This is a genomic window from Pseudomonas sp. LBUM1673 (genome assembly GCF_059695645.1).
This window is the reverse complement of the sequence record NZ_CP166780.1, coordinates 5,298,461-5,322,908: the sequence shown is the minus strand read 5'-3', so window position 1 is coordinate 5,322,908 and position 24,448 is coordinate 5,298,461. Positions and strand designations below refer to the sequence as shown.

General features: G+C 59.2%; 20 protein-coding genes. 7 read left to right on the top strand and 13 right to left on the bottom strand.

What is annotated here, in order from left to right; translation table 11 throughout:
• Nucleotides 1–98: 98 nt before the first annotated feature.
• The 3 genes from metE (at nt 99) to ACA044_RS24415 (ending at nt 4,544) form a co-directional block, all read left to right on the top strand.
• Nucleotides 99–2,423: a 5-methyltetrahydropteroyltriglutamate--homocysteine S-methyltransferase gene (gene metE / locus ACA044_RS24425; protein ID WP_497443646.1), complete on the top strand. Its 2,325-nt coding sequence runs from the start codon at nt 99–101 to the stop codon at nt 2,421–2,423.
• A 245-nt stretch (nt 2,424–2,668) separates the two neighbouring features.
• Entirely contained in the window at nt 2,669–3,703 is a 1,035-nt protein-coding gene (locus ACA044_RS24420; RefSeq protein ID WP_497447298.1) for an alpha/beta fold hydrolase, read from the top strand.
• 175 nt (nt 3,704–3,878) lie between these two features.
• Nucleotides 3,879–4,544, top strand: coding sequence for a DsbA family oxidoreductase (locus ACA044_RS24415; RefSeq protein ID WP_497443645.1), 666 nt, complete (start codon nt 3,879–3,881; stop codon nt 4,542–4,544).
• Nucleotides 4,545–4,748: 204 nt separating this feature from the next.
• Here ACA044_RS24415 and ACA044_RS24410 read toward each other — a convergent pair whose 3' ends face one another.
• The 11 genes from ACA044_RS24410 to ACA044_RS24360 form a co-directional block, all read right to left on the bottom strand.
• Complete coding sequence (locus ACA044_RS24410) at nt 4,749–5,078, bottom strand: GlpM family protein (protein ID WP_210645385.1); 330 nt, start codon at nt 5,076–5,078, stop codon at nt 4,749–4,751.
• 8 nt (nt 5,079–5,086) lie between these two features.
• Nucleotides 5,087–6,415, bottom strand: coding sequence for a two-component response regulator AauR (aauR, locus tag ACA044_RS24405; RefSeq protein WP_497443644.1), 1,329 nt, complete (start codon nt 6,413–6,415; stop codon nt 5,087–5,089).
• Complete coding sequence (gene aauS / locus ACA044_RS24400; protein ID WP_497443643.1) at nt 6,412–8,313, bottom strand: two-component sensor histidine kinase AauS; 1,902 nt, start codon at nt 8,311–8,313, stop codon at nt 6,412–6,414. Before aauS ends, aauR begins: the two co-directional genes overlap by 4 nt.
• Nucleotides 8,314–8,538: 225 nt before the next feature.
• Nucleotides 8,539–9,273 carry an amino acid ABC transporter ATP-binding protein gene (locus ACA044_RS24395; RefSeq protein WP_497443642.1) on the bottom strand — a complete coding sequence of 245 codons (735 nt, stop codon included), beginning with the start codon at nt 9,271–9,273 and terminating at the stop codon, nt 8,539–8,541.
• Entirely contained in the window at nt 9,270–9,941 is a 672-nt protein-coding gene (locus ACA044_RS24390) for an amino acid ABC transporter permease (RefSeq protein WP_497447297.1), read from the bottom strand. The genes ACA044_RS24395 and ACA044_RS24390 overlap by 4 nt, the downstream gene beginning before the upstream one ends.
• Nucleotides 9,941–10,687, bottom strand: coding sequence for an amino acid ABC transporter permease (locus ACA044_RS24385; protein WP_497443641.1), 747 nt, complete (start codon nt 10,685–10,687; stop codon nt 9,941–9,943). Before ACA044_RS24385 ends, ACA044_RS24390 begins: the two co-directional genes overlap by 1 nt.
• Nucleotides 10,688–11,040: 353 nt before the next feature.
• A complete protein-coding gene (locus ACA044_RS24380; RefSeq protein ID WP_497443640.1) occupies nt 11,041–11,955 on the bottom strand; it encodes a glutamate/aspartate ABC transporter substrate-binding protein in 915 nt (304 codons plus the stop codon).
• A gap of 447 nt (nt 11,956–12,402) precedes the next feature.
• Nucleotides 12,403–13,941, bottom strand: coding sequence for a glycerol-3-phosphate dehydrogenase (gene glpD / locus ACA044_RS24375; RefSeq protein ID WP_497443639.1), 1,539 nt, complete (start codon nt 13,939–13,941; stop codon nt 12,403–12,405).
• A 325-nt stretch (nt 13,942–14,266) separates the two neighbouring features.
• Nucleotides 14,267–15,022 carry a DeoR/GlpR family transcriptional regulator gene (locus tag ACA044_RS24370; protein WP_007898523.1) on the bottom strand — a complete coding sequence of 252 codons (756 nt, stop codon included), beginning with the start codon at nt 15,020–15,022 and terminating at the stop codon, nt 14,267–14,269.
• Between the two features lie 95 nt (nt 15,023–15,117).
• Nucleotides 15,118–16,623: a glycerol kinase GlpK gene (glpK, locus tag ACA044_RS24365; protein ID WP_497443638.1), complete on the bottom strand. Its 1,506-nt coding sequence runs from the start codon at nt 16,621–16,623 to the stop codon at nt 15,118–15,120.
• Nucleotides 16,624–16,698: 75 nt separating this feature from the next.
• On the bottom strand, nt 16,699–17,550 hold the full coding sequence (locus tag ACA044_RS24360; protein WP_497443637.1) for an MIP/aquaporin family protein: 852 nt from the start codon (nt 17,548–17,550) through the stop codon (nt 16,699–16,701).
• A 361-nt stretch (nt 17,551–17,911) separates the two neighbouring features.
• Here ACA044_RS24360 and ybaK point away from each other — a divergent pair, with 361 nt between their 5' ends.
• Together ybaK and ACA044_RS24350 are read left to right on the top strand one after the other, a co-directional pair.
• Complete coding sequence (gene ybaK / locus ACA044_RS24355) at nt 17,912–18,382, top strand: Cys-tRNA(Pro) deacylase (RefSeq protein WP_497443636.1); 471 nt, start codon at nt 17,912–17,914, stop codon at nt 18,380–18,382.
• Nucleotides 18,383–18,496: 114 nt separating this feature from the next.
• A complete protein-coding gene (locus ACA044_RS24350) occupies nt 18,497–19,279 on the top strand; it encodes a PhzF family phenazine biosynthesis protein (protein WP_497443635.1) in 783 nt (260 codons plus the stop codon).
• 106 nt (nt 19,280–19,385) lie between these two features.
• Here the strand turns inward: ACA044_RS24350 and ACA044_RS24345 are convergent, their stop codons facing one another.
• Nucleotides 19,386–20,495, bottom strand: coding sequence for an ABC transporter ATP-binding protein (locus tag ACA044_RS24345; RefSeq protein WP_497443634.1), 1,110 nt, complete (start codon nt 20,493–20,495; stop codon nt 19,386–19,388).
• Nucleotides 20,492–21,412, bottom strand: coding sequence for an ornithine carbamoyltransferase (argF, locus tag ACA044_RS24340; RefSeq protein WP_497447296.1), 921 nt, complete (start codon nt 21,410–21,412; stop codon nt 20,492–20,494). Before argF ends, ACA044_RS24345 begins: the two co-directional genes overlap by 4 nt.
• A gap of 462 nt (nt 21,413–21,874) precedes the next feature.
• Here argF and plzR point away from each other — a divergent pair, with 462 nt between their 5' ends.
• Nucleotides 21,875–22,165, top strand: a complete 291-nt coding sequence (plzR, locus tag ACA044_RS24335) for a PlzR type 4 pili assembly inhibitor (RefSeq protein WP_497443633.1) — start codon at nt 21,875–21,877, stop codon at nt 22,163–22,165.
• A 135-nt stretch (nt 22,166–22,300) separates the two neighbouring features.
• Nucleotides 22,301–24,409, top strand: a complete 2,109-nt coding sequence (locus ACA044_RS24330) for a molybdopterin oxidoreductase family protein (protein WP_497443632.1) — start codon at nt 22,301–22,303, stop codon at nt 24,407–24,409.
• The last annotated feature ends 39 nt before the right edge of the window (nt 24,410–24,448 follow it).

Below are 24,448 nucleotides of genomic sequence, written 5' to 3'. Positions count from 1 at the left end.
ATGAGGAAAATTTGTGATCAACACGAAAAGGTTGAGTTTGTCTCATGTTGGCTCGACTGTCGACAATAGGGCCATCTTTTACAGGGAGGAATCTCACCATGGCCTTGGCCCACACACTTGGTTTTCCGCGCATCGGCGCTGACCGCGAATTGAAAAAAGCCCTCGAATCCTACTGGAAGGGCGATCTCGATCAGGGCGCATTGAAAAGCGTCGGCCGCCAACTGCGTGCCACCCACTGGCAGTTGCAGAAAGACGCCGGCATCGACCTGCTGCCGGTGGGCGACTTCGCCTGGTACGACCAGGTGCTGACCCATTCCCTGACCTTCGGCGTGATCCCCGAGCGCTTCGACAGTGCCAAGGATGCCAACGGCCTGCCGACTCTGGACACGTTGTTCGCCATGGCCCGTGGTGCTACCGCAGCCTGCTGCGGCGGTGAACACACCCAAGCGCAATACGCTCAGGAACTGACCAAGTGGTTCGACACCAACTACCACTACCTGGTCCCGGAATTCACCGCTGACCAACAGTTCAAGTTGAGCTGGGAACAGCTGTTCGACGAAGTCGACGAAGCCAAAGCGCTGGGGCATAACGTCAAACCGGTGATCATCGGTCCTTTGACTTACCTGTGGCTGGGCAAGGGCAAATCCAAGGGCGATGGCAACGACTTCGACAAACTCGACCTGCTGGAGCGCCTGCTGCCGATCTACGGCGAAATACTCGGTCGCCTGGCAGCACAAGGCGTGGAGTGGGTGCAGATCGATGAACCGATCCTGACCCTCGACCTGCCACAAGCCTGGAAAAATGCCTTCGAACGCGCTTATCACATCCTCCAGTACTCGCCGCTGAAAAAACTCGTGGCGACCTACTTCAGTGGCCTGGAAGACAACCTCGGTCTGGCTGTCAGCCTGCCGGTGCAAGGTTTGCACATCGACGCCGTGCGCGCCCCGGATCAACTCGGCCAAGTGCTGGATCGTCTGCCGACCTACAAGATTCTCTCCGTAGGCCTGGTCAACGGCCGCAACGTCTGGCGTTGCGAACTGGAGCACGTCCTCGCGCAACTGCAACCGGCGCAGGAACGTTTTGGCGACAACCTGTGGGTCAGCAGTTCCTGCTCGTTGCTGCACAGCCCGGTGGACCTGGATCGCGAAGACAAACTCGATCCGGAACTGAAAAGCTGGCTGGCCTTCGCGGTACAAAAGTGCGGTGAAATTGCCGTGCTGCGCGATGCCCTGAACGACCCGCAAGCACCCAAAGTGCAAGCTGCCCTGGCCCAAAGCCGTGTGATTCAGGCCAGCCGCGCCCGGTCACCACGCATTCACAAGGCCGAAGTGCAGTCGCGTATCGCAGCGATCAGCGCCGCAGACAGCCAACGCCATTCGCCGTTTGCCAGCCGTATCGAGCAGCAGCGCGCACGCCTGAAGTTGCCGGCGTTCCCGACCACCACCATCGGCTCGTTTCCGCAGACCGGTTCGATCCGTTTGGCGCGGCAAGCCTTCAAGCAAGGCAAGCTGTCGGCCAACGACTACACCGATGCCATGCACAGCGAAATCCGCCACACCGTGCAAGTCCAGGAGCGTCTGGGTCTGGACGTGCTGGTGCACGGTGAAGCCGAACGCAATGACATGGTCGAGTACTTCGCCGAGCAACTGGACGGCTACCTGTTCACCCGTTTCGGCTGGGTTCAGAGCTACGGTTCGCGCTGTGTGAAACCGGCGATCATCTATGGCGACCTGAGCCGCCCGAATGCCATGACCATCGACTGGATCACGTACGCACAAAGCCTGACCGACAAGGTCATGAAAGGCATGCTCACCGGTCCCGTGACCATGTTGATGTGGTCGTTCCCCCGCGAAGACGTCTCGCGCAAAATCCAGGCGCAGCAGCTGGCCTTGGCTCTGCGTGACGAAGTGGTCGACCTGGAAAACGCCGGCATCAAGATCGTGCAGATCGACGAAGCCGCGTTCCGCGAAGGGCTGCCGCTGCGTCGGGCGCAATGGCAGGAATACCTCGACTGGGCGGTGGAAGCCTTCCGCCTGAGCGCGTCCGGTGTGCGTGACGAAACCCAGATCCACACCCACATGTGCTACAGCGAATTCAATGACGTGATCCAGTCCATCGCCGCCATGGACGCCGACGTGATCACCATCGAAACCTCGCGTTCGGACATGGAACTGTTGGAAGCCTTCGAGGCCTTCGACTACCCGAACGACATTGGCCCGGGCGTCTACGACATTCATTCGCCACGGGTGCCGGACACGGCCGAGATGGTCAAGTTGATGAGCAAAGCCGTTAAACGGATTCCGGCCGAGCGACTGTGGGTCAATCCCGATTGCGGGTTGAAGACTCGCGCGTGGCCGGAGACTGAGGCGGCGTTGGTGAACATGGTGGCGGCGGCGCGGCAGTTGCGTAGTCAGCTGGCTTAACCTCCTGCGGCGTTTGCCCGGACGCCATCGCGAGCAAGCTCGCTCCCAAAGGGTAGGGGCCGATCACAGATTTTGTGTTCGGCATCAATCCTGTGGGAGCGAGCTTGCTCGCGATGAACGATAACTCGGTCTCGGATATGACCGTTCAGCACTCTTCATCAAACTGTCACGTAACTGTGGCAGCGCGCTTGAACAAACTTCATCAGACTCGCGCTCTACTGGAGTTCTGCGTTTCGGTGTTTTTCATGCGTGCCTTGTTTTTATCGACGGCCACTTTTCTGGCCGCTTTATTGTTCAGCCTGTCGTCCCTGGCGGCTTCGCGCTGCGATGTCAATGTTCCGACCGAGCGGGTCGATCTGGATCAGGTGAGCCTGGCGTACCAGAGCATCGGCCGTGCCTCGGATCCAGCGTTGCTGCTGGTGATGGGCCTGGGTGGGCAGTTGATTCACTGGCCGGACGAGGTAGTGGTTGCGCTGTGTCAGCAGGGTTTCCGGGTGATTCGCTATGACAATCGCGATGTCGGTCTGTCTACTTGGCGGCAAATGCCTGTCGACGCCAACCTGACCTTCGAAGTGCTGCGCTACAAACTCGGTTTGCCGGTGTCGGCGCCATACACCCTGACCGACATGGCTGACGATGCCTTTGGACTGATGGATGCGTTGCACCTCGAGCAGTTCCACGTGCTGGGCGCGAGCATGGGGGGGATGATCGCCCAGCATATGGCGGCCATGGCGCCAGAGCGTGTCGAGAGCCTGACCTTGCTGATGACCAGCTCTGGCGCCGAAGGCTTGCCGGCGCCGAGTGCGGCGTTAGTGCAGTTGCTTGCGCGCCGTGGTGCGCCGAATCGCGAAATTGCCCTGGAGCAACAGGCCGACCTGCTGGCGGCGCTGGGCAGCCCGACGGTGAGCGATGATCGAGAGGTGTTGTTGCAGCAGGCGGCGCAGTCTTATGACCGGGCGTTCAACCCCGAAGGCGTGAAGCGCCAGATCATGGCCATCCTTGCGGAACGGAGCCGGGTGGCGTTGCTCAACCAACTGCGGGTGCCGACGCTGGTGGTTCACGGCACCGCCGATCCGTTGTTGCCGGTGATGCATGGCGTGCACCTGGCGGCACACATTCGCGGCAGTCAGTTGAAGTTGATTCCGGGCCTGGCCCATCGTTTTCAGGAAGCGTTCAAGGCGCCGTTGTTGGCGGCGGTGTTACCGTATTTGCAGGCCCACCGAGAAGATACCTCACACTGGGCACAAATCGATCCAGTGGCCGAACACAATCTTCTATAACACCCCAATCCAATGTGTGCGGGCTTGCTCGCGAATGCGGTGCATCAGTCAAAGCAGATGTCGACTGACACGACGCCTTCGCGAGCAAGCCCGCTCCCACAAGTGATCTGCTGCGTGCTCTCACCTGGTGTATCGTTTGAACTTTCCGGCCCGATTCAAGCCTGCGAGGTGTGTGATGAGTACCCCCCTGAAAATCGATTTCGTCAGCGATGTATCCTGCCCTTGGTGCGTCGTCGGCCTGTACGGCCTGACCTGGGCCCTGGATTTGCTGGGTGACGAGGTCCAGGCCGAGATCCGTTTTCAGCCGTTCGAACTGAACCCGAAGATGAGCCCGGAAGGCCAGAACATTACCGAACACATCAGCGAAAAGTACGGCTCGACCCCTGAGCAATCGCAGAAGAATCGCGAAATGATCCGCGCGCGCGGCGCCGAGGTCGGGTTTGCCTTTCGCACGGACGGCAACAGCCGTATCTACAACACCTTCGATGCCCATCGCTTGTTGCACTGGGCGGGGCTGGAAGGGTTGCAGTTCAACCTGAAAGAGGCGTTGTTCAAGGCGTATTTCACTGAAGGGGGCAATCCGTCCGATCACCTGCAGTTGGCGCAGCTCGCTGAAAGCGTGGGGCTGGATCGGCAGCGGGCCGAGGCGATTCTGGCTTCGGACGAATTTGCCAAAGAGGTTCGCGAGCAAGAGCAGTTATGGTTATCGCGCGGAGTGAGTTCAGTGCCGACGGTGGTGTTCAACGGGCAATACGCCGTCAGTGGCGGACAGCCGGTGGACGCGTTTGTCGGCGCGATTCGGCAGATCATGAGTGAAGCGAAGGGCGGGACGGTGAGCTGATCTGAGTCGCACAGGGCTTTTGTGGCGAGGGAGCTTGTGTGGCGAGGGGGCTTGCCCCCGTTCGGCTGCGAAGCAGTCGTAAACCCATTACATGCGGTTTAACTTTGAAATGCAGGGGGGCGCTTCGCGACCCAACGGGGGCAAGCCCCCTCGCCACACAAGCCCCCTTGCCACACAAGCCTCCCTTGCCACAGAGGACAACGGTCAACCGTGGACGCGAACCCAAACGCTAACCAGCACTGTCGCCGCCATCAACCACGCCACCGCCGCCACTGCCAGCGAAGCCTCCAGCCGCATACGGTCGACCATCACATACAAGGTCGCCAGATACACGAAGTACGGAATGATCGACCACATGCCAAACACGATGGTGGTCTTCAGATCATCCAGCGAACGGCCCTTGCCGACGATGTAATGAGCGATTAGCGCAAAGGTCGGAAACAACGGCACCAGGCCTGCGATGTAATAGTTTTTGGTCTTCGCCAGCATGGCAAGGATCACCACCACCGCCGCACCCAGGGCAGCTTTGAAAATCAGATCCATTAGTGGCTCAGCCCGTATTTCTTCACTTTGTCGAACAGCGTGGTCTTGGCCATGCCCAATTCCAGACTGGCCTGGGTCAGATTGCCACCGCTGCGCTGCAAAGCATCACTGAGCAGGTTACGTTCGAAAGCTTCCACCGCTTCGGCGAAGGCCAGGCCCTGATTGCTGCCACTGGCGCCGGTTTTTTTGAACGCCGGCAAACCGAGGGCAAAGCGTTCGGCGACGTTGCGCAGTTCACGCACGTTGCCTGGCCAGTCATGGCTCATAAGCGTCGACAGGGTCTGGTTATCCAGCTCTGGCGCGGTGCGGTCGAAGCGCAGGGACGACTGCTGCAAGAAGTGTTCGAACAGTTGCAGGATGTCCTCGCGGCGTTCGCGCAACGGCGGCAGTTCCAGGGTCACCACGTTCAGTCGGTAATACAGGTCGCTGCGAAACTCGCCGGCCTTGCTCGATTCATCCAGATCAGACTTGGTCGCGGCGATCACCCGGCAATCCACCGCCACGCTCTGGTTTGACCCCAGGCGTTCGAGGGTGCGTTCCTGCAACACTCGCAGCAGTTTGATCTGCAATGGCAGCGGCATGCTTTCCACTTCGTCGAGGAACAGCGTGCCGCCATCGGCGTGTTCGATCTTGCCGATCCGCCGCTTGCCGGCACCGGTGAAGGCGTTGGCCTCGTGGCCGAAGATTTCGCTTTCGAACAGGTTCTCTGGCAGGCCACCACAGTTCAGTGCAACGAACTGTTTGGTGTGACGGCGGCTGAAGTCGTGCAGGCAGCGCGCAACCAGTTCCTTACCGGTGCCGGTCTCACCTTCTATCAGCACGTTGGCTGAGGTATCGGCGACGTTGGCGATCAACTCCCGCAAGTTCTGCATGGCGGGGGAGCGACCGATGATCCGGCCTTCGAGGGAATCGCGCTCGAAAAGCTGTCGACGTAACGACGAGACTTCCCGCGCCAGGCTGCGTTGCTCCAGCGCGCGGCGGGCGACGTCTACCAGGCGTTCGGGGGAGAAGGGTTTCTCCATGAAATCGTAGGCGCCTTTCTGCATCGCACCGACGGCCATGGAGATGTCGCCGTGGCCGGTAATCAGCACCACCGGCAGGCTGCGATCGCGGGCCTTGAGCCGGGTCAGCAGTTCCAGGCCATCGATGCCCGGCAGTCGGATGTCACTGATGACGATGCCGGCGAAGTTATCGCCGACTCGCTCCAGCGCTTCTTCGGCGCTGCCGACGCCCACGCAGGGAATGTCTTCCAGGGTCAGCGCCTGCTGGCAACCGAGCAGGACATGGGGGTCGTCTTCGACGATCAACACACTGAGGTCGTTGTTCATATTGGCTCGGCGGGAGTGGGGCTTACCAACGGTAAACTGAGGACGAAGGTGGTACCACCGCTGGCCGGGTGCTCGACCCCCAGATGCCCGCCAGTGGCGGCGGCCAAGCTGGCTGAAAGGGTCAGGCCCAGGCCCAGGCCTTGTTCGCCGGGTTTGGTGGTGAAGAAGGGTTCGAACAGATGTTTGCGCGCTTCGACATCGATGCCATGGCCATTGTCGCGTACCCGCAGGCGATACTTGCCGTCGAACGCCTCGCCTTCGAGCCACAATGCCGGTTGGGGTTGCGACTGCATGGCGTCGAGCGCATTGCCGATCAGGTTGACCAGAATTTGCTCCAGACGGGTCTGGTCGATCTGCACCTGTACATCTGTGAGGTCGCGATGCAGTTGCAGATGAGCGCTTTCCATACGACTGCCCAGCAATTGCAGGGCGGCGTCCACGGCTTTGCCGAGGCTGGCCTGGCCCTTGTCATCACCGCGCCGGGCGAAGGAACGCAGGCTGGCGGTAATCCTGCCCATGCGGTCGATCAGTTCATTGATGGTCTTGAGGTTGGTGCTGGCCACGTCCAACTGACCACGCTCCAGAAAGCGCACGGTATTGCCGGACAAGGTCCGCAATGCTGCCAGCGGCTGGTTCAATTCGTGGGCGATGCTGGTGGACATCTGGCCGATGGCGGCGAGCTTGCCGGCCTGCACCAATTCATCCTGAGCCCGGCGCAACGTCTCTTCCGCCTGCCGGCGTTCACGAATCTGACCCTTGAGCCGTTCGTTACTGGCGCGCAGGTCAGTGGTGCGTTCGGTAATCCGACGCTCCAGTTGATTGTTGGCTTCCTGCAGGGCTTCCCGTGCCGCGAGGCGGGTGGCGATCACCTTGCGTCGCTCGTTCCAGGCGATCAGCAGAAACGCCACCAGGGCAAACGCCACCGCCACCAGAATTCCCTGATTGATCGCTTCACGCCGCAGGTCTTGCAGGGGTGTGAGCAGGGTGAAGTTCCATGGCGTATCGCTCAGCGGCCGGGTTTGCGACAGGTAGCTGATGTCTTTTTCATCGGACACCAGTTCACTGTTGGCGGGGAAGGTCAGTTTTTCCTCGCCTTCGGCCAGTCGTTCACGCGCCAGTGGTTGCAGTTCGTTCAGCGGGTACCAGTAATACTGGAGGCTGCGGGCCAGACGCTCCTTAGTGTCGTCGCTCAACGGCAACACGGACTTGAGCCGTCGCGCCGGATCGCTGGAGAGAATGATGATGCCGTTTTCGTCACTGACGAACGCTTCCAGGCGCGCGCGCTGCCAGCGTTCTTCCATGGCTTCGAGGCGAACCTTGACCACCGCGACGCCGATGATCTTGCCGTGCTCTTCCAGACCGTGAGCCAGGTAGTAGCCGGGTTCGCCACTGGTGCTGCCGATGCCGTAGAACCGCCCCGGGTAACCGCGCACGGCGTTCTGGAAATAGGCACGGAAGGACAGGTCTTCGCCCAGATAACTGTCGACATCGCGCCAGTTGCTGGTGGCCAGTACGCGGCCGGTGGTGTCCATCACATAAATGGCCCGACTGCGGCTGCGCCGGTTCAGGCCTTCAAGGTATTCGTTGACTGTCTGCCGGTGTTCCGGCGACGGGTCGGCCAACAGCTTGGAAACACTGGATTCGAGTTCCAAAAGGCTGGGCAGGTAGGTGTATTTGCTGATCTCGCTTTCGACGGCGCGGGCGTGCAGTTCCAGCTGACGCTGGCCGTTCTCGCTGAGGCTGCGAATTCCGTAGTGTTCACTGACCCAGAAGCCGATATAACCCAATCCGATCATCAGGGCGATGATCAGCGGCGGCAGGAACAGATGGCGAATCAAACGGGGTTTCACGGCGAGTGATGGCGGCGCGGCGCGATAGAGGGTGGAGTCGCATTTCATCACAGATGCCTTGGGTCAACCACAACACAAATATCCATATTCCCACTGACCCCCTGTGGGAGTGGTCTGTGGTGAGGGGGCTTGCCCGATCGGACCTGTAGGAGCCAGGCTTGCCGGCGAAGGCGTCCTTAAGTGCGCTTTCGCCGGCAAGCCTGGCTCCTACGAAAAGCGGTTCACTCCCACACAATTCCGCTCCCACATTAGTTGGGGAGCGGTGCCTGGTGCTTAGTGCTGCAGAATTTTCTCAAGGAAATGCTGCGCACGCTCGGAGCGGGCGTTGATGTCGCCGAAGAACTCTTCTTTCTTGCAGTCTTCGATGATCTTGCCCTGGTCCATGAAGATCACCCGATCCGCCACTTTACGGGCGAAGCCCATTTCGTGGGTCACGCACATCATGGTCATGCCTTCGTGGGCCAGTTGCACCATCACGTCGAGTACTTCGTTGACCATTTCCGGGTCCAGCGCCGAGGTCGGTTCGTCGAACAACATGACGATCGGGTCCATCGCCAGCGCACGGGCAATTGCTACACGCTGTTGCTGACCACCGGAAAGCTGGCCCGGATGCTTATGCGCATGGGCAGACAGCCCGACGCGCTCAAGCAATTGCAGGCCTTTCTTGGTGGCCTCTTCCTTGCTGCGGCCCAACACCTTGATCTGCGCGATGGTCAGGTTTTCGGTGATGGTCAGGTGCGGGAACAGTTCGAAATGCTGGAACACCATGCCCACGCGTGAACGCAGTTTCGGCAGGTTGGTCTTCGGGTCGGCGATGGACGTGCCATCGACCACCACGTCGCCTTTCTGGAACGGTTCCAGCGCGTTGACGCATTTGATCAGGGTGGATTTGCCGGAGCCGGACGGCCCGCACACCACGATCACTTCGCCTTTTTTGACCTCGGTGCTGCAGTCAGTCAGTACCTGGAAGTCGCCATACCACTTGTTGACATTCTTGATAGAGATCATACGGCAAACCTTTTTTGCAGACGCTTGACCAGCAGCGAGGCGGCAAAGCTGATTGTGAAGTACGTGAGACCTGCGAAGATCAGGAACTCATTGGAGCGACCGATGATGTCGCCACTGGCGCGCGAGGCATTGAGGAAATCCACCAGACCGACCGCGTAGACCAGCGAAGTGTCCTGAAACAGGATGATGCTCTGTTGCAGCAGCAGCGGGGTCATCTTGCGGAACGCTTGCGGCAGGATGATCAACCGCATCATCTGGCCATACGTCATGCCCAAGGCCTGGGCAGCGCCCATCTGGCCCTTGGGAATCGACTGCACACCAGCCCGGACGATTTCGCAGAAGTACGCCGCTTCGAACATCATGAAGGCCACGATGCACGAGGCGAATGCGCCGATCGGAGTGTCTTCGCCGGTGATCCAGCGCAGCACGAACGGCACCGCCAGGTAGAACCAGGTGATGACCAGCAGCAGCGGGATCGAGCGGAAGTAGTTAACGTAGGCGCCGGCGATGTTCGACAGCAGTTTGCTGGGGGACAGGCGCATAAGAGCCAGGAGCGTGCCGAGGATGATCCCGCCGACCACGCCCAGGACCATCAGTTTGAGGGTCATGACCATGCCGTTCCATAAGCCCGGCAGGGACGGAATGATGCCCGTGAAGTCGAATTCCATCATTTACCCCCTACGGAAATCAGGCCCGGTACGGCGACTTTCTTCTCGACCGCGCGCATCAGCAGCATCAGGCCCATGTTCAGCGTGAAGTAGATCAGCGTTGCCAGGGTGAAGGCTTCGAACAGGTTGGCGGAGAACTCGGCGGTCTGTTTGGTCTGCGCGAGCAACTCCATCAGGCCGATCAGCGACGCGACGGACGAGTTCTTGAAGACGTTCAGGAATTCCGAGGTGAGCGGCGGAATGATGATCCGGTAAGCCTGGGGCAGCAGCACGTTCCAGTAGATCTGTGGCAGCTTGAAACCCATGGCACGGGCTGCGGATTCCTGGCCGCGAGGCAGCGCCTGGATACCGGTGCGCACTTGTTCGCAAACCCGGGCAGTCGTGAACAGACCCAGACAGACGACGACGCTGAGGAAGGCCGAAGTGGTCGGGTTCAAGTCCTGCTTGTACCACTCTTGCAGGTCCGCGGGCAGCAGGTCGGGTACCAGGAAGTACCAGATGAACAGCTGCACCAGCAGCGGCACGTTACGGAAGAGTTCGACGTAGCAGGTCGCGATGCCCGATACGATGCGATTCGGCACCGTGCGCATGACGCCCAGAATCGAGCCCAGCAGCAGCGCGATGATCCAGGCGGCGACGGCGATGGCGATGGTCCAGCCCAAGCCAGAGAGGTACCAGTCGAAATAAATCTCGCTGCCCACGCCGGTGGACTTGAAGAACACGCCCCAGTCCCAGTTGTAATTCATTAGGGTCTCCCCTCGGATTCGTTCGATTTACAAATGCCCGCCTGGGGAAGCTCCGTTCCCGCCCGACCCTGGTGGCCTGTGTGGTCAGTTCTGTTAGTCAACTTCGGCGCCAGAAGTCCATATCCTGCGTTGCTGTTCTTCGCCATAGCGAGCTATGACTCGTCACAGCGCCTTGGATATGAACTTCTGGCATCCGAATTTGAGCTAACGAACTAACCGTACAGGCCACTCCGATCAGGCACACACGTGCGGCTCGACAGCCACCGGTTCGAGTGTTTCCATAAAATGCCAGCAGGGGATGACAACCCCCTGAAAGGGCAGAGGCCCTCTCAAGGGATAAGGTTAGTCAGAAATCAGGATTTCTTTTCGTCAGCCGCTTTGTCGGTCGGATTGGCGATCAGGGCCTTGAGCTCTTCGCTCATCGGGAACATCAGGTTCAGGCCTTTAGGCGGGATTGGCTGCATGAACCATTTTTCGTAGATATTGTTGATCTCGCCGGACTTGTAGGTCGCGATGATGGCGTCGTCGACAGCTTTCTTGAATGGAGCGTCGCCCTTGCGAACCATGCAGCCGTAAATTTCATTGGACTGCGCAGTCCCGGTCACGGCCCAGTCGGTCGGCTTCTTGGCCTTGGCCATTTCACCGGCCAGCAAGGCGTCGTCCATCATGAAAGCAACGGCACGGCCGGTTTCCAGCATCTGGAAGGACTCGCCATGGTCTTTGGCGGAGATCACGTTCATGCCCATCTGCTTGTCGGCGTTCATCGACTTGAGGATGCGCTCGGACGTGGTGCCCGCGGTGGTCACGACGTTCTTGCCTTTGAGGTCGGCGAAGTCTTTGTAGGGGGAGTCTTTCTTGGCCAGCAGTTTGGTGCCGATTTCGAAGATGCCGACGGAGAAGTCAACTTGCTGCTGACGCTCGACGTTGTTGGTGGTGGAGCCGCACTCGACGTCCACGGTGCCGTTTTGCACCAGCGGGATGCGGGTTTGCGAGGTCACCAGGTTGTATTTGACCTGGAGGTTGGGTATGTCCAGATCTTTCTTGATCGCTTCGACGATTTTCAGCTGGATATCGTGGGAGTAGCCAACCGGTTTGCCGGAAGCGTCCGCCATGTAGGAGAACGGAATGGAAGCGTCACGATGCCCGAGGGTGATGGTGCCGGACTCTTTGATCTTCTTCAGTGTGCCGGTGAGTTCGGCGGCGAAAACTGGAGTGCTAATCAGAGCGGCAGCAATGGCTGCGCCCAGGATATGGGGAACGATGCGCATCAAATTTTCCTCGACATTGTTTTTTTTATGGAGCCAGTTCATCGGCCCATTTGTGCTTCGAATGCCTGACGGCTCCTGAAGTGTTGGCGCAACAGGTATTCGACCAAGAGTGTAGAGCATGACTCGTGCCAGGCCAGGCGATATAGATCAACTTGTTGATTTGTAAGGGTATTAAATATTTGTGGCGTTGAGCTTTTCTGTTGAATGATCCGGATTACCGAATCGGCCGACAGGTCGTGTTCGGAAAACCGAATGTAATTTCATGCCTTGCACATACCCCCGGTGGGAGCGGGCTTGCTCGCGAAGGCGGTCGATCAGCCGACGGATATGTTGAATGTTAGTCAGTCTTCGCGAGCAAGCCCGCACAGTTGATTAGTGGTGTTCTCCAGAATGCAAAAAGCCCCTGAATCGTGAGATTCAGGGGCTTTCGTTCAACCGGATTACCGATCAGGCCGCTTCAATCTTGCTGCGGTTCTGCTCGACCTTGTTCAGGTAATCCTTGAGCTTTTCCTGTTCCGCCGGGGTGGTGAACAGCCCGAGCTTGCTGCGGCGCCACAGAATGTCGTGGGCGGTGGTCGCCCATTCCTCGCTGCACAGGTAATCGACTTCGCGGGTGTAGAGGCCGCCGCCGATGTGCTCACCCAGGTCGCTGAGTTTTTCGACGCCTTCCAGCATGCGCCAGGTGCGGCTGCCGTAAGTGGTGGCCCAGCGGCGGGAAATCTCTGTAGGCACCCAGTCGAACTTGTCGCGGATCCGCGAGCTCAAGGCCTGCGGGGTGGTCATGTCTTCGCCGCCGGGCAGGGTGGTGCTGGCGGTCCAGCTTGGCTTGATGTGCGTGAAGTACGGGGCCAGTTGCGCCAGCGCCGACTCGGCGAGCTTGCGGTACGTCGTCAGTTTGCCGCCGAACACCGACAGCAGCGGCGCTTCTTCGGCGCTGCCCGACAATGCCAGGGTGTAGTCGCGGGTGACGGCCGACGGGTTGTCGGATTCGTCGTTGCACAGCGGACGAACGCCGGAATAACTGTGCAGGATATCGTCGCGCCCGAGTTGTTTCTTGAAGTGAGCGTTGACGACCTTCAGCAGATAGTGGGTTTCGCCTTCAGTGATCGCAACGTTCGCCGGGTCGCCGGTGTACTCGCGGTCGGTGGTGCCGATCAGAGTGAAATGGTTCAGGTACGGAATGGTGAAGACGATTCGCTGATCTTCGTTTTGCAGGATGTGCGCATGTTCGCCTTCATACAGTTTCGGCACGATCAGGTGGCTGCCCTGGATCAGGCGGATGCCGTACGGCGATTCCATCTTCAGGTCGTCACGAATGAACTTGGCGACCCATGGGCCGGCTGCGTTTACCAGCGCCTTGGCGCGGATCGAAAACAGGCTGCCATCGGCACGCTCCAGGTTCAGGTGCCACAGGCCTTTGGTGCGACGGGCACTGATGCAGCGGGTCTGGGTGTGAATGTGGGCGCCTTTCTCGCGGGCAGCCATGGCATTGAGTACGACGAGGCGCGCGTCATCGACCCAGCAATCGGAATATTCGAAGCCTTTGGTGATTTCGCTTTTCAGCGCGCTGTCCGGGCCGAACTTCAAGCTTTTCGAGCCTTCGAGTTTCTCCCGCTTGCCGAGGTGGTCATAAAGGAACAGGCCGGCGCGGATCATCCAGGCTGGACGCAGGTGCGGGCGGTGCGGCAGCACGAAGCGCATCTGTTTGACGATGTGCGGCGCCTTGGCCAACAGCACTTCGCGTTCGGCCAGGGCTTCGCGCACCAGTCGGAATTCATAATGTTCGAGGTAGCGCAGGCCGCCATGGATGAGCTTGCTGCTGGCGGACGAAGTGTGGCTGGCCAGGTCATCCTTTTCGCAAAGGAATACCGAAAGACCGCGACCGGCGGCATCCGCTGCGATCCCCACGCCATTGATCCCGCCACCGATGACGGCGATATCGTAGACCTCGGCGATGGGGGGCGTAGGCAAGGTAGAAGTGGACATCGGCTGGCCTCGGATTTTTGGAGTTTCTGTATTTGAATTCGAACATTGATGTTCATTTGCGAAAATATTAGCCCATAAAGACGCCCGCAGCCAGTGTGGTTCGATTGAAAATACTGATCGAAGGGCCGTTAAAGGAAAATTTTCGAACATTGAATGAGTGCTTTTGTGGCAAGGGAGCTTGCTCCCGCTGGGCTGCGAAGCGGCCCAAAAACCGGCGAACGCGGTTTTTCAGGAAGAACAAATTGTCTGATTTGCGTCTGCTGCGCAGCCGCCGAGCGGGAGCAAGCTCCCTCGCCACAAGGGAGCGTGCTGCTTTCGAGGGGGGTTAAACCACTTCCAGCCGAATCTTGTGCTGACTCAACAATTGCGCCAAGGCCGGCGAAGGCTGCTGATCGGTGACCAGGCAATCGATCAGGCTGATCGGCCCCAGACGAATCATGGCATTGCGCCCGAATTTGCTGGAGTCAGCCGCCAGGATTACCTGCCGGGCGTTGGCGATGATCGCCTGTGACACCCGCACTTCCTGATAATCAAAGTCCAGCAGGCTGCCGTCTTCATCGATGCCGCTGATGCCGACCAGCGCAAAGTCGACTTTGAACTGGTTAATGAAGTCGACGCTGGCCTGGCCGACCACGCCGCCGTCACGCCGCACGTTGCCACCCGTAAGCAGCACGTCGAAGTCGTCCTTGGCGCTGAGCATCGAAGCCACATGCAGATTGTTGGTGATGATTTTCAGATGGTTGTGGTTGAGCAGCGCCCGAGCGATGGATTCGGTGGTGGTGCCTATATTGATGAACAGCGAGGCGTGATCGGGAATCTGAGCGGCAATGGCTTCTCCGATGCGCTGCTTTTCATCGCGCATCTGATCGGCACGCATGGCGTAGGCGGTGTTTTCGACGCTGGAATCGTAGGCCGCGCCGCCGTGGTAGCGACGCAACAGATTGACTTCCGCCAGCTGATTGATATCGCGGCGGATGGTTTGCGGTGTAACGACGAACAGCTGAGCCATTTCCTCGATGCTGACATAGCCGCGTTCGCGGACCAGTTCGAGGATTTGCTGCTGACGGGGAGGCAGATTCATGGGGCTTCCTTTGGGCTGCCGTGCAAAATTTGCCCATGATGCCGCAGGAACCCGCTCCCTACCAGTTACAACCCGATACGAATCCTGTCCCTGGCTTATTCAGCGCCCTCATGCGGTTCCCAATCGCGAGTGCGGCTGACGGCTTTTTTCCAGCCAGCGTAGAGTTTTTCCTTCGCGGCTTCGTCCAGTGTCGGTTCGAACTCGCGCTCGATCACTGCCTTGCCGCGCAACTCGTCCAGGCTGCCCCAGAAGCCGCAAGCCAGACCTGCCAGATAGGCCGCGCCCAACGCAGTGGTTTCGCGCATTTTTGGACGCTCGACCTGAGTGCCGAGGATGTCGGCCTGGAACTGCATCAGGAAGTTGTTCGCGACTGCGCCGCCGTCCACGCGCAGGGCCTTCAGGCGTTCGCCGGAGTCCTGTTGCATGGCGTCCAGAACGTCGCGGGTCTGATAGGCAATCGACTCCAGAGCGGCACGAATGATGTGATCCACGCGGACACCGCGAGTCAGGCCGAACAGCGCGCCGCGGGCATACGGGTCCCAGTACGGAGCACCCAGACCGGTGAAGGCCGGCACCAGGTACACACCGTTGCTGTCCTTGACCTTGTTGGCGAAGTATTCGGTGTCGTGGGCGTCGTTGATGATTTTCAACTCGTCACGCAGCCACTGCACGGTGGAACCACCGTTGAACACTGCGCCTTCCAGGGCGTAGGCCACTTCGCCACGCGGGCCGCAAGCGATGGTGGTGAGCATGCCGTGTTTGGATTTCACCGCTTTGTCGCCGGTGTTCATCAGCAGGAAGCAACCGGTGCCGTAGGTGTTTTTCGCCTGGCCTGGCTCGACGCACATCTGGCCGAAGAGGGCGGCCTGCTGGTCGCCAGCGATACCAGCAATGGCGATGCCGCTTTTGGTGTGGCCGTAGATTTCGGACGACGATTTAACTTCCGGCAGCATCTCACGCGGGATGTCGAGGACTTCCAGCATCTTCGCGTCCCATTCCAGCGTGTGGATGTTGAAGAGCATGGTGCGCGAGGCGTTGGTGTAATCGGTAACGTGCACCTTGCCGCCGGTAAATTTCCAGATCAGCCAGCTGTCGACGGTGCCGAACAGCAGTTCACCCTTGCGCGCCCGCTCACGGCTGCCTTCGACGTTGTCGAGAATCCACTTGAGCTTGGTGCCGGAGAAGTACGGGTCGGTGACCAGGCCTGTGGTGTCGCTGATGTATTGCTCGTGGCCATCGCGTTTGAGCTGCTGGCAGATTTCGGTGCTGCGGCGGCACTGCCAGACGATCGCGTTGTAGATCGGGCGGCCGGTGGTTTTGTCCCAGACCACGGTGGTTTCGCGCTGGTTGGTGATGCCGATGGCCGCGACCTGATCGTGATGCAGGCCGGCTTGAGCCAGGGCCTCGACCATCACGGCGCTTTGGGTAGCGAAGATTTCCATCGGGTCATGTTCGACCCAGCCGGCTTGCGGGTAATGCTGTGCGAATTCGCGCTGGGCGGTGCAGACCACATTCGCGTCACGGTCGAAAATGATCGCGCGGGAGCTGGTCGTACCCTGATCGAGGGCAATGATGTAGTTCTTATTCTGAATATCGGTCATGTCGATTGCCTTGGACGAAAGTTAGGAAGTGAGGTCAGGCGCGGGACCAAATGGCAGGATCACGCGCCAACGGTTTCAAGACGTTCTTGGTTTGCCGTCAATGGCCGGTGTTGCATCCTTTGTAGCAGGTATGGCGCTGGGCAGATGACGGGCAATCAGCCCGCGATAAGCTGCAGCACCGAGACAGGCACCGACAATCGGTGCAAAAACCGGGATCAGGAAGTACGGGATATCGCGCCCGCCAGTGAAGGAAATTTCACCCCAGCCTGCGAAGAAAGTCATCAGCTTTGGGCCGAAATCACGCGCCGGGTTCATCGCGAAACCCGTCAGCGGGCCCATCGAGCTGCCAATCACGGCAATCAGCAGGCCGATCAGCAGTGGCGCCAATGGGCCTTTGGGCAGGCCATTATTGTCGTCGGTCAGCGACATGATCACGCCCATCAAAATGGCAGTGATGATCACTTCAACCAAAAAGGCCTGGGCAGTGGACAGGGCCGGGTTGGGGAAGGTGGAGAATACCGAGGCCAATTCAAGGCTGGCCTGGGTGCCACGAACCATTTGGTGAGTTTGTTCGAAATCGAAGAACAGGTTGCTGTACAGCGTGTAAACCAACAAGGCCCCGCAGAAGGCGCCGGCCACCTGGGAGATGATATAGAAAGGCAGTTTACGCTTCTCGAAGTCAGCGAAAATGCTCAGTGCGATGCTCACGGCAGGGTTGAGATGCGCGCCGGAAACGCCAGCGGTGAAGTAGATCGCCATGCTGACGCCAACCCCCCAGATGATGCTGATTTCCCACAGCCCGAAGCTGGCATCCGCCACCTTGAGCGCGGCAACACAACCGGTGCCGAAAAAGATAAGCAACGCAGTGCCCAGAAACTCGGCCATGCATTGGCTTGAGAGCGACGGTTGTTGTAAAGCAGTGGTCATTGAAAACCTCGTTTTTGTTGTTGTCTGGCGCTTCTTTCATCATGGCCAAAGCGCGATTTCCACCAAGGCAGGATCCCCGTCCTGTTCTTGGCGTACTGCTGGGTGCTGCAGTGAGACATTCGTACAGTATTCGTATTCGAAAAAATATAGACAAGAAACGCTGATGTCAAAGGTCGAAAGTGAACCGTCGGTCATATTTCAACTATTAGTCACATGAATGATCGCATCGTTCACGTGGCAGGCTGGACGTGGACGAACGGCCGAAAGCCGCGTCAGGCCTTTGCCGAAATAGAGCCTTTTATCGATCAATGACCTAGAATCCTGCGCAGTATTTTTCTTCTGTCGCCAAGCTGGAGCTGCCATGACCCCCGCATTGGATTTGTTGAAAAAAGTTCGTGCCGAACATCGCGTGCACAGTTACGAACATGATCCGAAGGCAGCGTCCTATGGCTTGGAGGCCGCGGAAAAACTGGGGCTGGATCCCGCGCAAGTGTTCAAGACGTTGCTGGCGGCCAGCGAAAAGGGGGAGTTATTGGTGGCAGTGGTGCCGGTCGTCGGAAGTCTGGACTTGAAGGCGTTGGCGCATGCTGCTGGCGTGAAAAAAGTCGAAATGGCCGATCCTGCGGCCGCGCAGCGTTCGACGGGGTATCTGTTGGGCGGCATCAGTCCGCTCGGGCAGAAGAAGCGCCTGCGCACCTTTATCGATCATTCGGCTCAGCCCTTCGCCAGCATTTTCGTCAGTGCTGGACGGCGCGGTCTGGAAGTCGAACTGGCGCCCGCCGTGTTGGCCGAACACACCCAGGCGAAGTTCGCCGATATTGGCCGCGCCTGAGCAGAAGGCCGGGGCTTTCAACCCGGCGCTGTATGGTGGAAATTGATTCGTTCTGTCACTGGTGAAGGGTTGTCCGTGGCTTCATGCTCGGCAACCTGAAAAAGGAGAAGTGTCATGCAGCTTGAGTTTCATCAGGTCGATGCGTTCAGTGATCGGCTGTTCAGTGGCAACCCGGCGATGGTGTACCGGCTCGATGCCTGGCTCGATGATGAGTTGATGCAAAAAATCGCCGCCGAACACAACCTCGCCGAAACCGCATTTTTGGTCCGTGAGGGCCCCGTCTGGCACATCCGCTGGTTTACCCCGACCACCGAAGTTCCGTTATGCGGTCATGCGACCCTGGCCAGCGCCTACGTGCTGTTTGAACGCTATAAAGAACCGGCCGAACGGCTGGACTTCATCTGCAAGTCCGGCTCGCTGAGTGTCAGTCGTGAGGGCGAGCGCTTGTGGCTGGACTTTCCGGCAATCGCGCTATCGGAAGTGGACGTGACCCTGGATGTCGAGCGCGCCTTGGGTGTCGAAGCGGTCGATGTGCTGGGGTCGAGCGAATTGTTCGTGGTGCTGGAGTCCGAGCAGGCCGTACTCGATTGTCAGCCGGACATGGTTGCCTTGGCGAAACTGCCGTGGCTGGGCGCCATCGTGACAGCCAAGGGCAACAAACATGACTTTGTGTCACGGTACTTTGCCCCGGCAATCGGGATCAATGAAGACCCAGTGACCGGGTCGACCCATTGCAGCCTGATTCCGTATTGGTCGGAACGCTTGAGCAAGTCGAGTTTGACGGCTTATCAGTGTTCTGCGCGGGGCGGGGAGTTGTTCTGCCGGCTGGAAGGGGATCGGGTGAAGATAGGCGGGAATGCGACGCTCGTTGCGAGTGGTAAATTATTGCTTGGATGATTTTTGTAGGAGCGAGGCTTGCCCGCGAAGGCGTAGTTTCAGTCGACATCACCATTGACTGGCATGACGCCTTCGCGGGCAAGCCTCGCTCCTACAGATTCAGGTGTCAGCTAGCGGTACTGTGCCGTCGAACACCGTACTCGACCGGCGAAATTTGCGCCGCTGTACTGCCGGATGCCTGGAACAGCACCAGATGTTCCGCTGCCACCCGGATTCCTACTTCAGCACCGACCAGATGATCGGCATGGCTTGGGAAGATCGATTCCAACTGCGCGCCCGTAGGCAACTGCAGGCGGTACAAGGTTGATGCGCCCTGGAAGCTCTTGCCGACAATCTGCGCCTTCAGCGGGCTGTCCGGCGCATAGACGATATCGTCCGGACGCAACAATACGTCCACGGCACCGCCGATCGGCCAGGTGTAGGCACGATTGCCGCGCAGTTCACCCAGCTCGGTCTGCACCGACTCTGGACTGCTCAACTGACCGCGAATGAAATAACCCTGGCCAATGAAACTGGCCACGAATGGCGTCAGTGGTTCGTGATAGAGGTTATAGGGCGTGTCCCACTGCTCCAGGCGACCTTCCTTGAAAACACCCACATGGTCGCTGACCGCGAAAGCTTCTTCCTGATCGTGGGTCACCAGAATCGCACTGGTGCCGCGAGCCTTGAGAATGCCGCGTACTTCATGACTGAGCTTGCGCCGCAGTTCACCATCGAGGTTGGAGAACGGTTCGTCGAGCAACAGCAGTTGCGGTTCCGGCGCCAGGGCACGGGCCAATGCGACCCGCTGCTGTTGGCCGCCAGACAGTTCATGGGGGAAACGCTTGCCGAGGTTTTTCAGGTTGACCAGTTCGAGCAGCTCTTCGATGATGCGATCTTTTTGCGGGTGTTTGCGGATCCCGAAGGCGATGTTCTCGGCCACGCTCAAATGCGGAAACAGCGCGTAATCCTGAAACACCATGCCGATCCGGCGTTTCTCCGGGGCGAGGGTGAAACCGGCGCTGGAAATGGTCTCGCCCGCCAACTGGATTTCACCTTCGTGTACCGGTTCGAAACCGGCAATCGCCCGCAGAGTGGTGGTTTTGCCGCAACCCGAAGACCCCAGCAGGCAACCGATATCGCCGGCATTCAAATGCAGGTTGAGGTTTTGCACGACTCGCTGGTTTTGATAACCGCAGGCGAGATTGCGCACGTTCAGCAGTAATGGCTGGCTCATGCGTGGTGGTACGAAGGCGGGACGAGAAACTCAAGCAGGGCCTTTTGTGCATGAAGACGGTTTTCGGCTTGATCCCACGCCACCGAGCGCGGGTCTTCGAGCAGATCAAGGCTGATTTCCTCGCCACGGTGGGCCGGCAGGCAATGCATGAACAGCACGTCCGGGGCCGCCAGGTCGAGCAGCGCACGGTTGACCTGGAATGGCGCGAACAGCTTCAGGCGCTTGGCGGTTTCCTCTTCCTGGCCCATGGAGGTCCAGACGTCGGTGCTCACCAGATGCGCGCCGCGCACGGCTTCCTGCGGATCGCGGACGATGGTTACCCGATCGCCGGCTTTGGCCACGAACTCAGGGTTGGGTTCGTGGCTTTCGGGGCAGGCGATGCGCAACTGGAAGTCGAACTGGATCGCCGCTTCTATATAGCTGTTGCACATGTTGTTGCCGTCGCCGACCCAGGCCACGGTCTTGCCTTGAATCGAACCGCGGTGCTCGAGGAAGGTTTGCATGTCGGCCAGCAACTGGCACGGGTGCAGATCATCGGACAGGCCGTTGATGACGGGCACGCGGGAGTTGGCGGCGAATTCGGTCAGGGTGCTATGGGCGAAGGTACGGATCATCACCGCATCGAGCATGCTCGACATGACGATGGCGCAGTCGGCGATTGGTTCACCGCGGCCCAGTTGAGTGTCGCGTGGCGAGAGGAAGATCGCCTGGCCACCGAGCTGGATCATGCCGGCTTCGAACGAAATACGGGTACGGGTCGAGGACTTCTCGAAAATCATCCCCAGGACCCGGTTCTTCAAAGGCTCGAACAGTACGCCGCGGTTACGCAGGTCCTTGAGCTCAACGCCTCGACGGATCACGCTGACCAGCTCTTCGGGCGTGCAATCCATCAGGGAGAGAAAGTGCCTTGCGCTCATCATTGACTACCTTTTTGCAACAGACCGCAGATACTCAAAGCCTTGTCTGAAAAACGGGCGAGACCTGCGGCGTAAGCCGCACGGGGCGACGAAATAGGGGGAGGCGCGATATTGACATTAAATGTCGCGTTTTTCCAATGGGCTACGGTGCTTAGGGGATTTCAGAGGGGCTACGGGGTGACCGCAGTAGCGCTTTTGAAGCCTGTTTCCTGACAGCAGCTGACCATTTGTACACCGGGCCCGCCGGGCTTGGCAATAAAACGGGGCGCAGATGACGCGCTGGCGGTCGGTTTCCGACCTGTCATTCGAGGTTTTGGCTGGCCATGTGCCTGGTCCGAAACATTTGCTAATGCAAAGCGCTGGGTTATAACTAGGGCCTGTCATCTATTATTTCCTGAGCCTGCGCCGGACACAGGAATAGAGGGCGACAGGCCCAAACGAGCGAAGCAGGAAACCCTTGGAATGGAATCGAAAGAACAACTGTTAATGGAGCTACTTGGCCTTACGGCACGCTCTCTGACCCACCTGACCGCTTCCATGACCTCGATGTCCTTCGAGCTGTTGCGCAGCGAGGACGAAGTCACCAAGGTGGCCGGCCGACGCATGATCGACCACATGGCCATCATCAGCGCCGGGCTCGACGAGCATTGGCGGCTGATCGGCGAGCTCACCGGTGTGCATGTCGCCCACGAACAGATCGAAACCATCCAGGAAATCCAGCTGCAGGCGCCGCCGAGTCTGCCACCGAACTGATCCCCTTGCTGCCATCGGCTGGCCTGATAGTCACCGATTCACAAGACGAACGTCGCTGGCAAAGGGGGGAGTCACGCGCCATAGTTTTGTTCCCGCGGCCGACATTGCCCGCCCAGAACAAAACAGAGACTGGCCATGACCAAGACTCTCCATCACCGTGCGTGCCACCTGTGTGAAGCCATCTGCGGCCTGACCATCGAAACCACTGAGGTCGAAGGCAGCGGCGTACAGATTACCTCGATCAAGGGTGACCCTCAGGACACCTTCAGCCGCGGGCATATCTGCCCCAAAGCGGTTGCGCTGCAAGACATTCAGAACGACCCGGATCGCCTGCGTCAGCCGATGCTGCGAGTGGGCAGCGAATGGCAGCCTATCGAGTGGGAAGATGCCTTTGGCCTTGTAGCCGAACGTCTGGCGGCGATTCAGGAACGACATGGGCAGAACGCGGTGGCGGTTTATCAGGGCAACCCCAGCGTGCACAATTACGGGTTGATGACCCACAGCAATTACTTTCTAGGCCTGCTGAAAACCCGTAACCGGTTTTCCGCGACATCGGTCGATCAATTACCCCATCACCTGACCAGTCATTTGATGTACGGCCACGGCTTGCTGTTGCCGATCCCGGACATCGATCACACCGATTTCATGCTGATACTGGGTGGCAATCCGCTGGCCTCCAACGGCAGCATCATGACCGTGCCGGATGTAGAGAAGCGTCTCAAGGCGATTCAGGCCCGGGGCGGTAAAGTAGTGGTGGTCGATCCTCGTCGCAGCGAAACGGCAGCGATTGCCGATCAGCATCTGTTCGTGCGCCCCGGTGGCGATGCGGCGCTGTTATTCGGGTTGCTCAATACGTTGTTTGCCGAAGGCCTGACCTGCGACAGTGATTTGCCAGTGGACGGTCTGGATGACGTGCGTCAGGCAATCGTAACCTTCACTGCCGAAGCCATGAGCCCGTTGTGCGCAGTACCCGCCGAACAGATCCGCCAACTGGCCCGGGATTTTGCGGCGGCGCCGACAGCGGTCTGCTACGGCCGGATGGGTGTCTCGACCCAGGCCTTCGGCACCTTGTGTCATTGGCTGGTGCAACTGATCAATCTGGTGACCGGCAACCTTGATCGTGTCGGCGGTGCGTTATGCACCGAGCCTGCGGTGGACCTGGTGGCGTCCACTTCGGGCGGCCATTTCAACCTGTGGCAAAGCCGCGTGTCCGGGCGTCCTGAATATGGTGGCGAGTTGCCGGTGTCGGCGCTGGCCGAAGAAATGCTCACCGAAGGGGAAGGGCAGGTCCGCGCACTGATCACCGTGGCGGGAAATCCGGTGCTGTCCACGCCCAATGGCCGACAACTGGAGCAGGCGCTGGACGGGTTGGAGTTCATGGTCAGCGTCGACCTGTACATCAATGAAACCACCCGTTATGCCGACTTGATCCTGCCGTCGACGTCGGCGCTGGAAAACGATCATTACGACACCACCTTCAACATGTTCGCGGTGCGTAACGTCACCCGCTTCAATCGGGCGATCCTCGCCAGGCCGGAAGGCGCGTTGCATGATTGGGAGATCTTCGTGGGGCTGGCCAAAGCCTTTGCGGCGAAGACCGGCAAAGAACTGAAACCGACCATCGCGCCGGCGCAGATGATCGACCGAGGGCTGCGGATGGGTCTGTATGGCGACGCTTCAGAGCACAAGCTATCACTGGCGACCTTGTTCGATCACCCTCACGGTGTCGATCTCGGGGCGCTTAAACCCAACCTGATGTCACGCCTGAAGACGGCCAATCAACGAGTCCAGGCGGCGCCTGCCGTGATCCTCGCCGACCTGGCGCGCTTCGCGGCGCTACAAGCTCCGGCCGCCGATGAGTTGCTGATGATCGGCCGTCGCCATGTGCGCAGCAACAACTCATGGATGCACAACTATCACCGTCTGGTGAAGGGCAAGCCGCGCCATCAACTGCTGATGCACCCGGATGACCTGGCCAGCCGCGGACTCAGCGATGGGCAGCGGGTGCGCGTCAGTTCACGGGTCGGCGTGATCGAGGTTGAAGTGATTGCCAGCCTGGATATGATGAAAGGTGTGGTCAGCCTGCCTCACGGTTGGGGCCATGCGCGACCGGGCGTGCAGATGACGATCGCCAGTGGCCAGCCAGGCTCCAGCGCCAATGACCTGACTGATGAATGTCAGCTCGATGAGTTGTCAGGCAATGCGGCGTTGAACGGCGTGCCGGTGACCGTGGTGGCGGCGTGAACATGTCTGTCGGGGAGGCCGAGCATGGCGCTCGGGTTT

Excerpts from the sequence above, each read along its gene's own strand:
- aauS (WP_497443643.1), bottom strand. The coding sequence starts at position 8,313 with ATGAAATGCGACTCCACCCTCTATCGCGCCGCGCCGCCATCACTCGCC.
- argF (WP_497447296.1), bottom strand. The coding sequence starts at position 21,412 with ATGAGCGCAAGGCACTTTCTCTCCCTGATGGATTGCACGCCCGAAGAG.
- plzR (WP_497443633.1), top strand. The coding sequence starts at position 21,875 with ATGGAATCGAAAGAACAACTGTTAATGGAGCTACTTGGCCTTACGGCA.
- glpK (WP_497443638.1), bottom strand. The coding sequence starts at position 16,623 with ATGACCGATATTCAGAATAAGAACTACATCATTGCCCTCGATCAGGGT.
- ACA044_RS24395 (WP_497443642.1), bottom strand. The coding sequence starts at position 9,273 with ATGATCTCTATCAAGAATGTCAACAAGTGGTATGGCGACTTCCAGGTA.
- glpD (WP_497443639.1), bottom strand. The coding sequence starts at position 13,941 with ATGTCCACTTCTACCTTGCCTACGCCCCCCATCGCCGAGGTCTACGAT.
- ACA044_RS24415 (WP_497443645.1), top strand. The coding sequence starts at position 3,879 with ATGAGTACCCCCCTGAAAATCGATTTCGTCAGCGATGTATCCTGCCCT.
- ACA044_RS24420 (WP_497447298.1), top strand. The coding sequence starts at position 2,669 with ATGCGTGCCTTGTTTTTATCGACGGCCACTTTTCTGGCCGCTTTATTG.
- ACA044_RS24345 (WP_497443634.1), bottom strand. The coding sequence starts at position 20,495 with ATGAGCCAGCCATTACTGCTGAACGTGCGCAATCTCGCCTGCGGTTAT.
- ACA044_RS24380 (WP_497443640.1), bottom strand. The coding sequence starts at position 11,955 with ATGCGCATCGTTCCCCATATCCTGGGCGCAGCCATTGCTGCCGCTCTG.
- ACA044_RS24390 (WP_497447297.1), bottom strand. The coding sequence starts at position 9,941 with ATGGAATTCGACTTCACGGGCATCATTCCGTCCCTGCCGGGCTTATGG.
- ACA044_RS24360 (WP_497443637.1), bottom strand. The coding sequence starts at position 17,550 with ATGACCACTGCTTTACAACAACCGTCGCTCTCAAGCCAATGCATGGCC.
- ACA044_RS24350 (WP_497443635.1), top strand. The coding sequence starts at position 18,497 with ATGCAGCTTGAGTTTCATCAGGTCGATGCGTTCAGTGATCGGCTGTTC.
- ACA044_RS24370 (WP_007898523.1), bottom strand. The coding sequence starts at position 15,022 with ATGAATCTGCCTCCCCGTCAGCAGCAAATCCTCGAACTGGTCCGCGAA.
- metE (WP_497443646.1), top strand. The coding sequence starts at position 99 with ATGGCCTTGGCCCACACACTTGGTTTTCCGCGCATCGGCGCTGACCGC.
- ybaK (WP_497443636.1), top strand. The coding sequence starts at position 17,912 with ATGACCCCCGCATTGGATTTGTTGAAAAAAGTTCGTGCCGAACATCGC.
- ACA044_RS24330 (WP_497443632.1), top strand. The coding sequence starts at position 22,301 with ATGACCAAGACTCTCCATCACCGTGCGTGCCACCTGTGTGAAGCCATC.
- ACA044_RS24385 (WP_497443641.1), bottom strand. The coding sequence starts at position 10,687 with ATGAATTACAACTGGGACTGGGGCGTGTTCTTCAAGTCCACCGGCGTG.
- aauR (WP_497443644.1), bottom strand. The coding sequence starts at position 6,415 with ATGAACAACGACCTCAGTGTGTTGATCGTCGAAGACGACCCCCATGTC.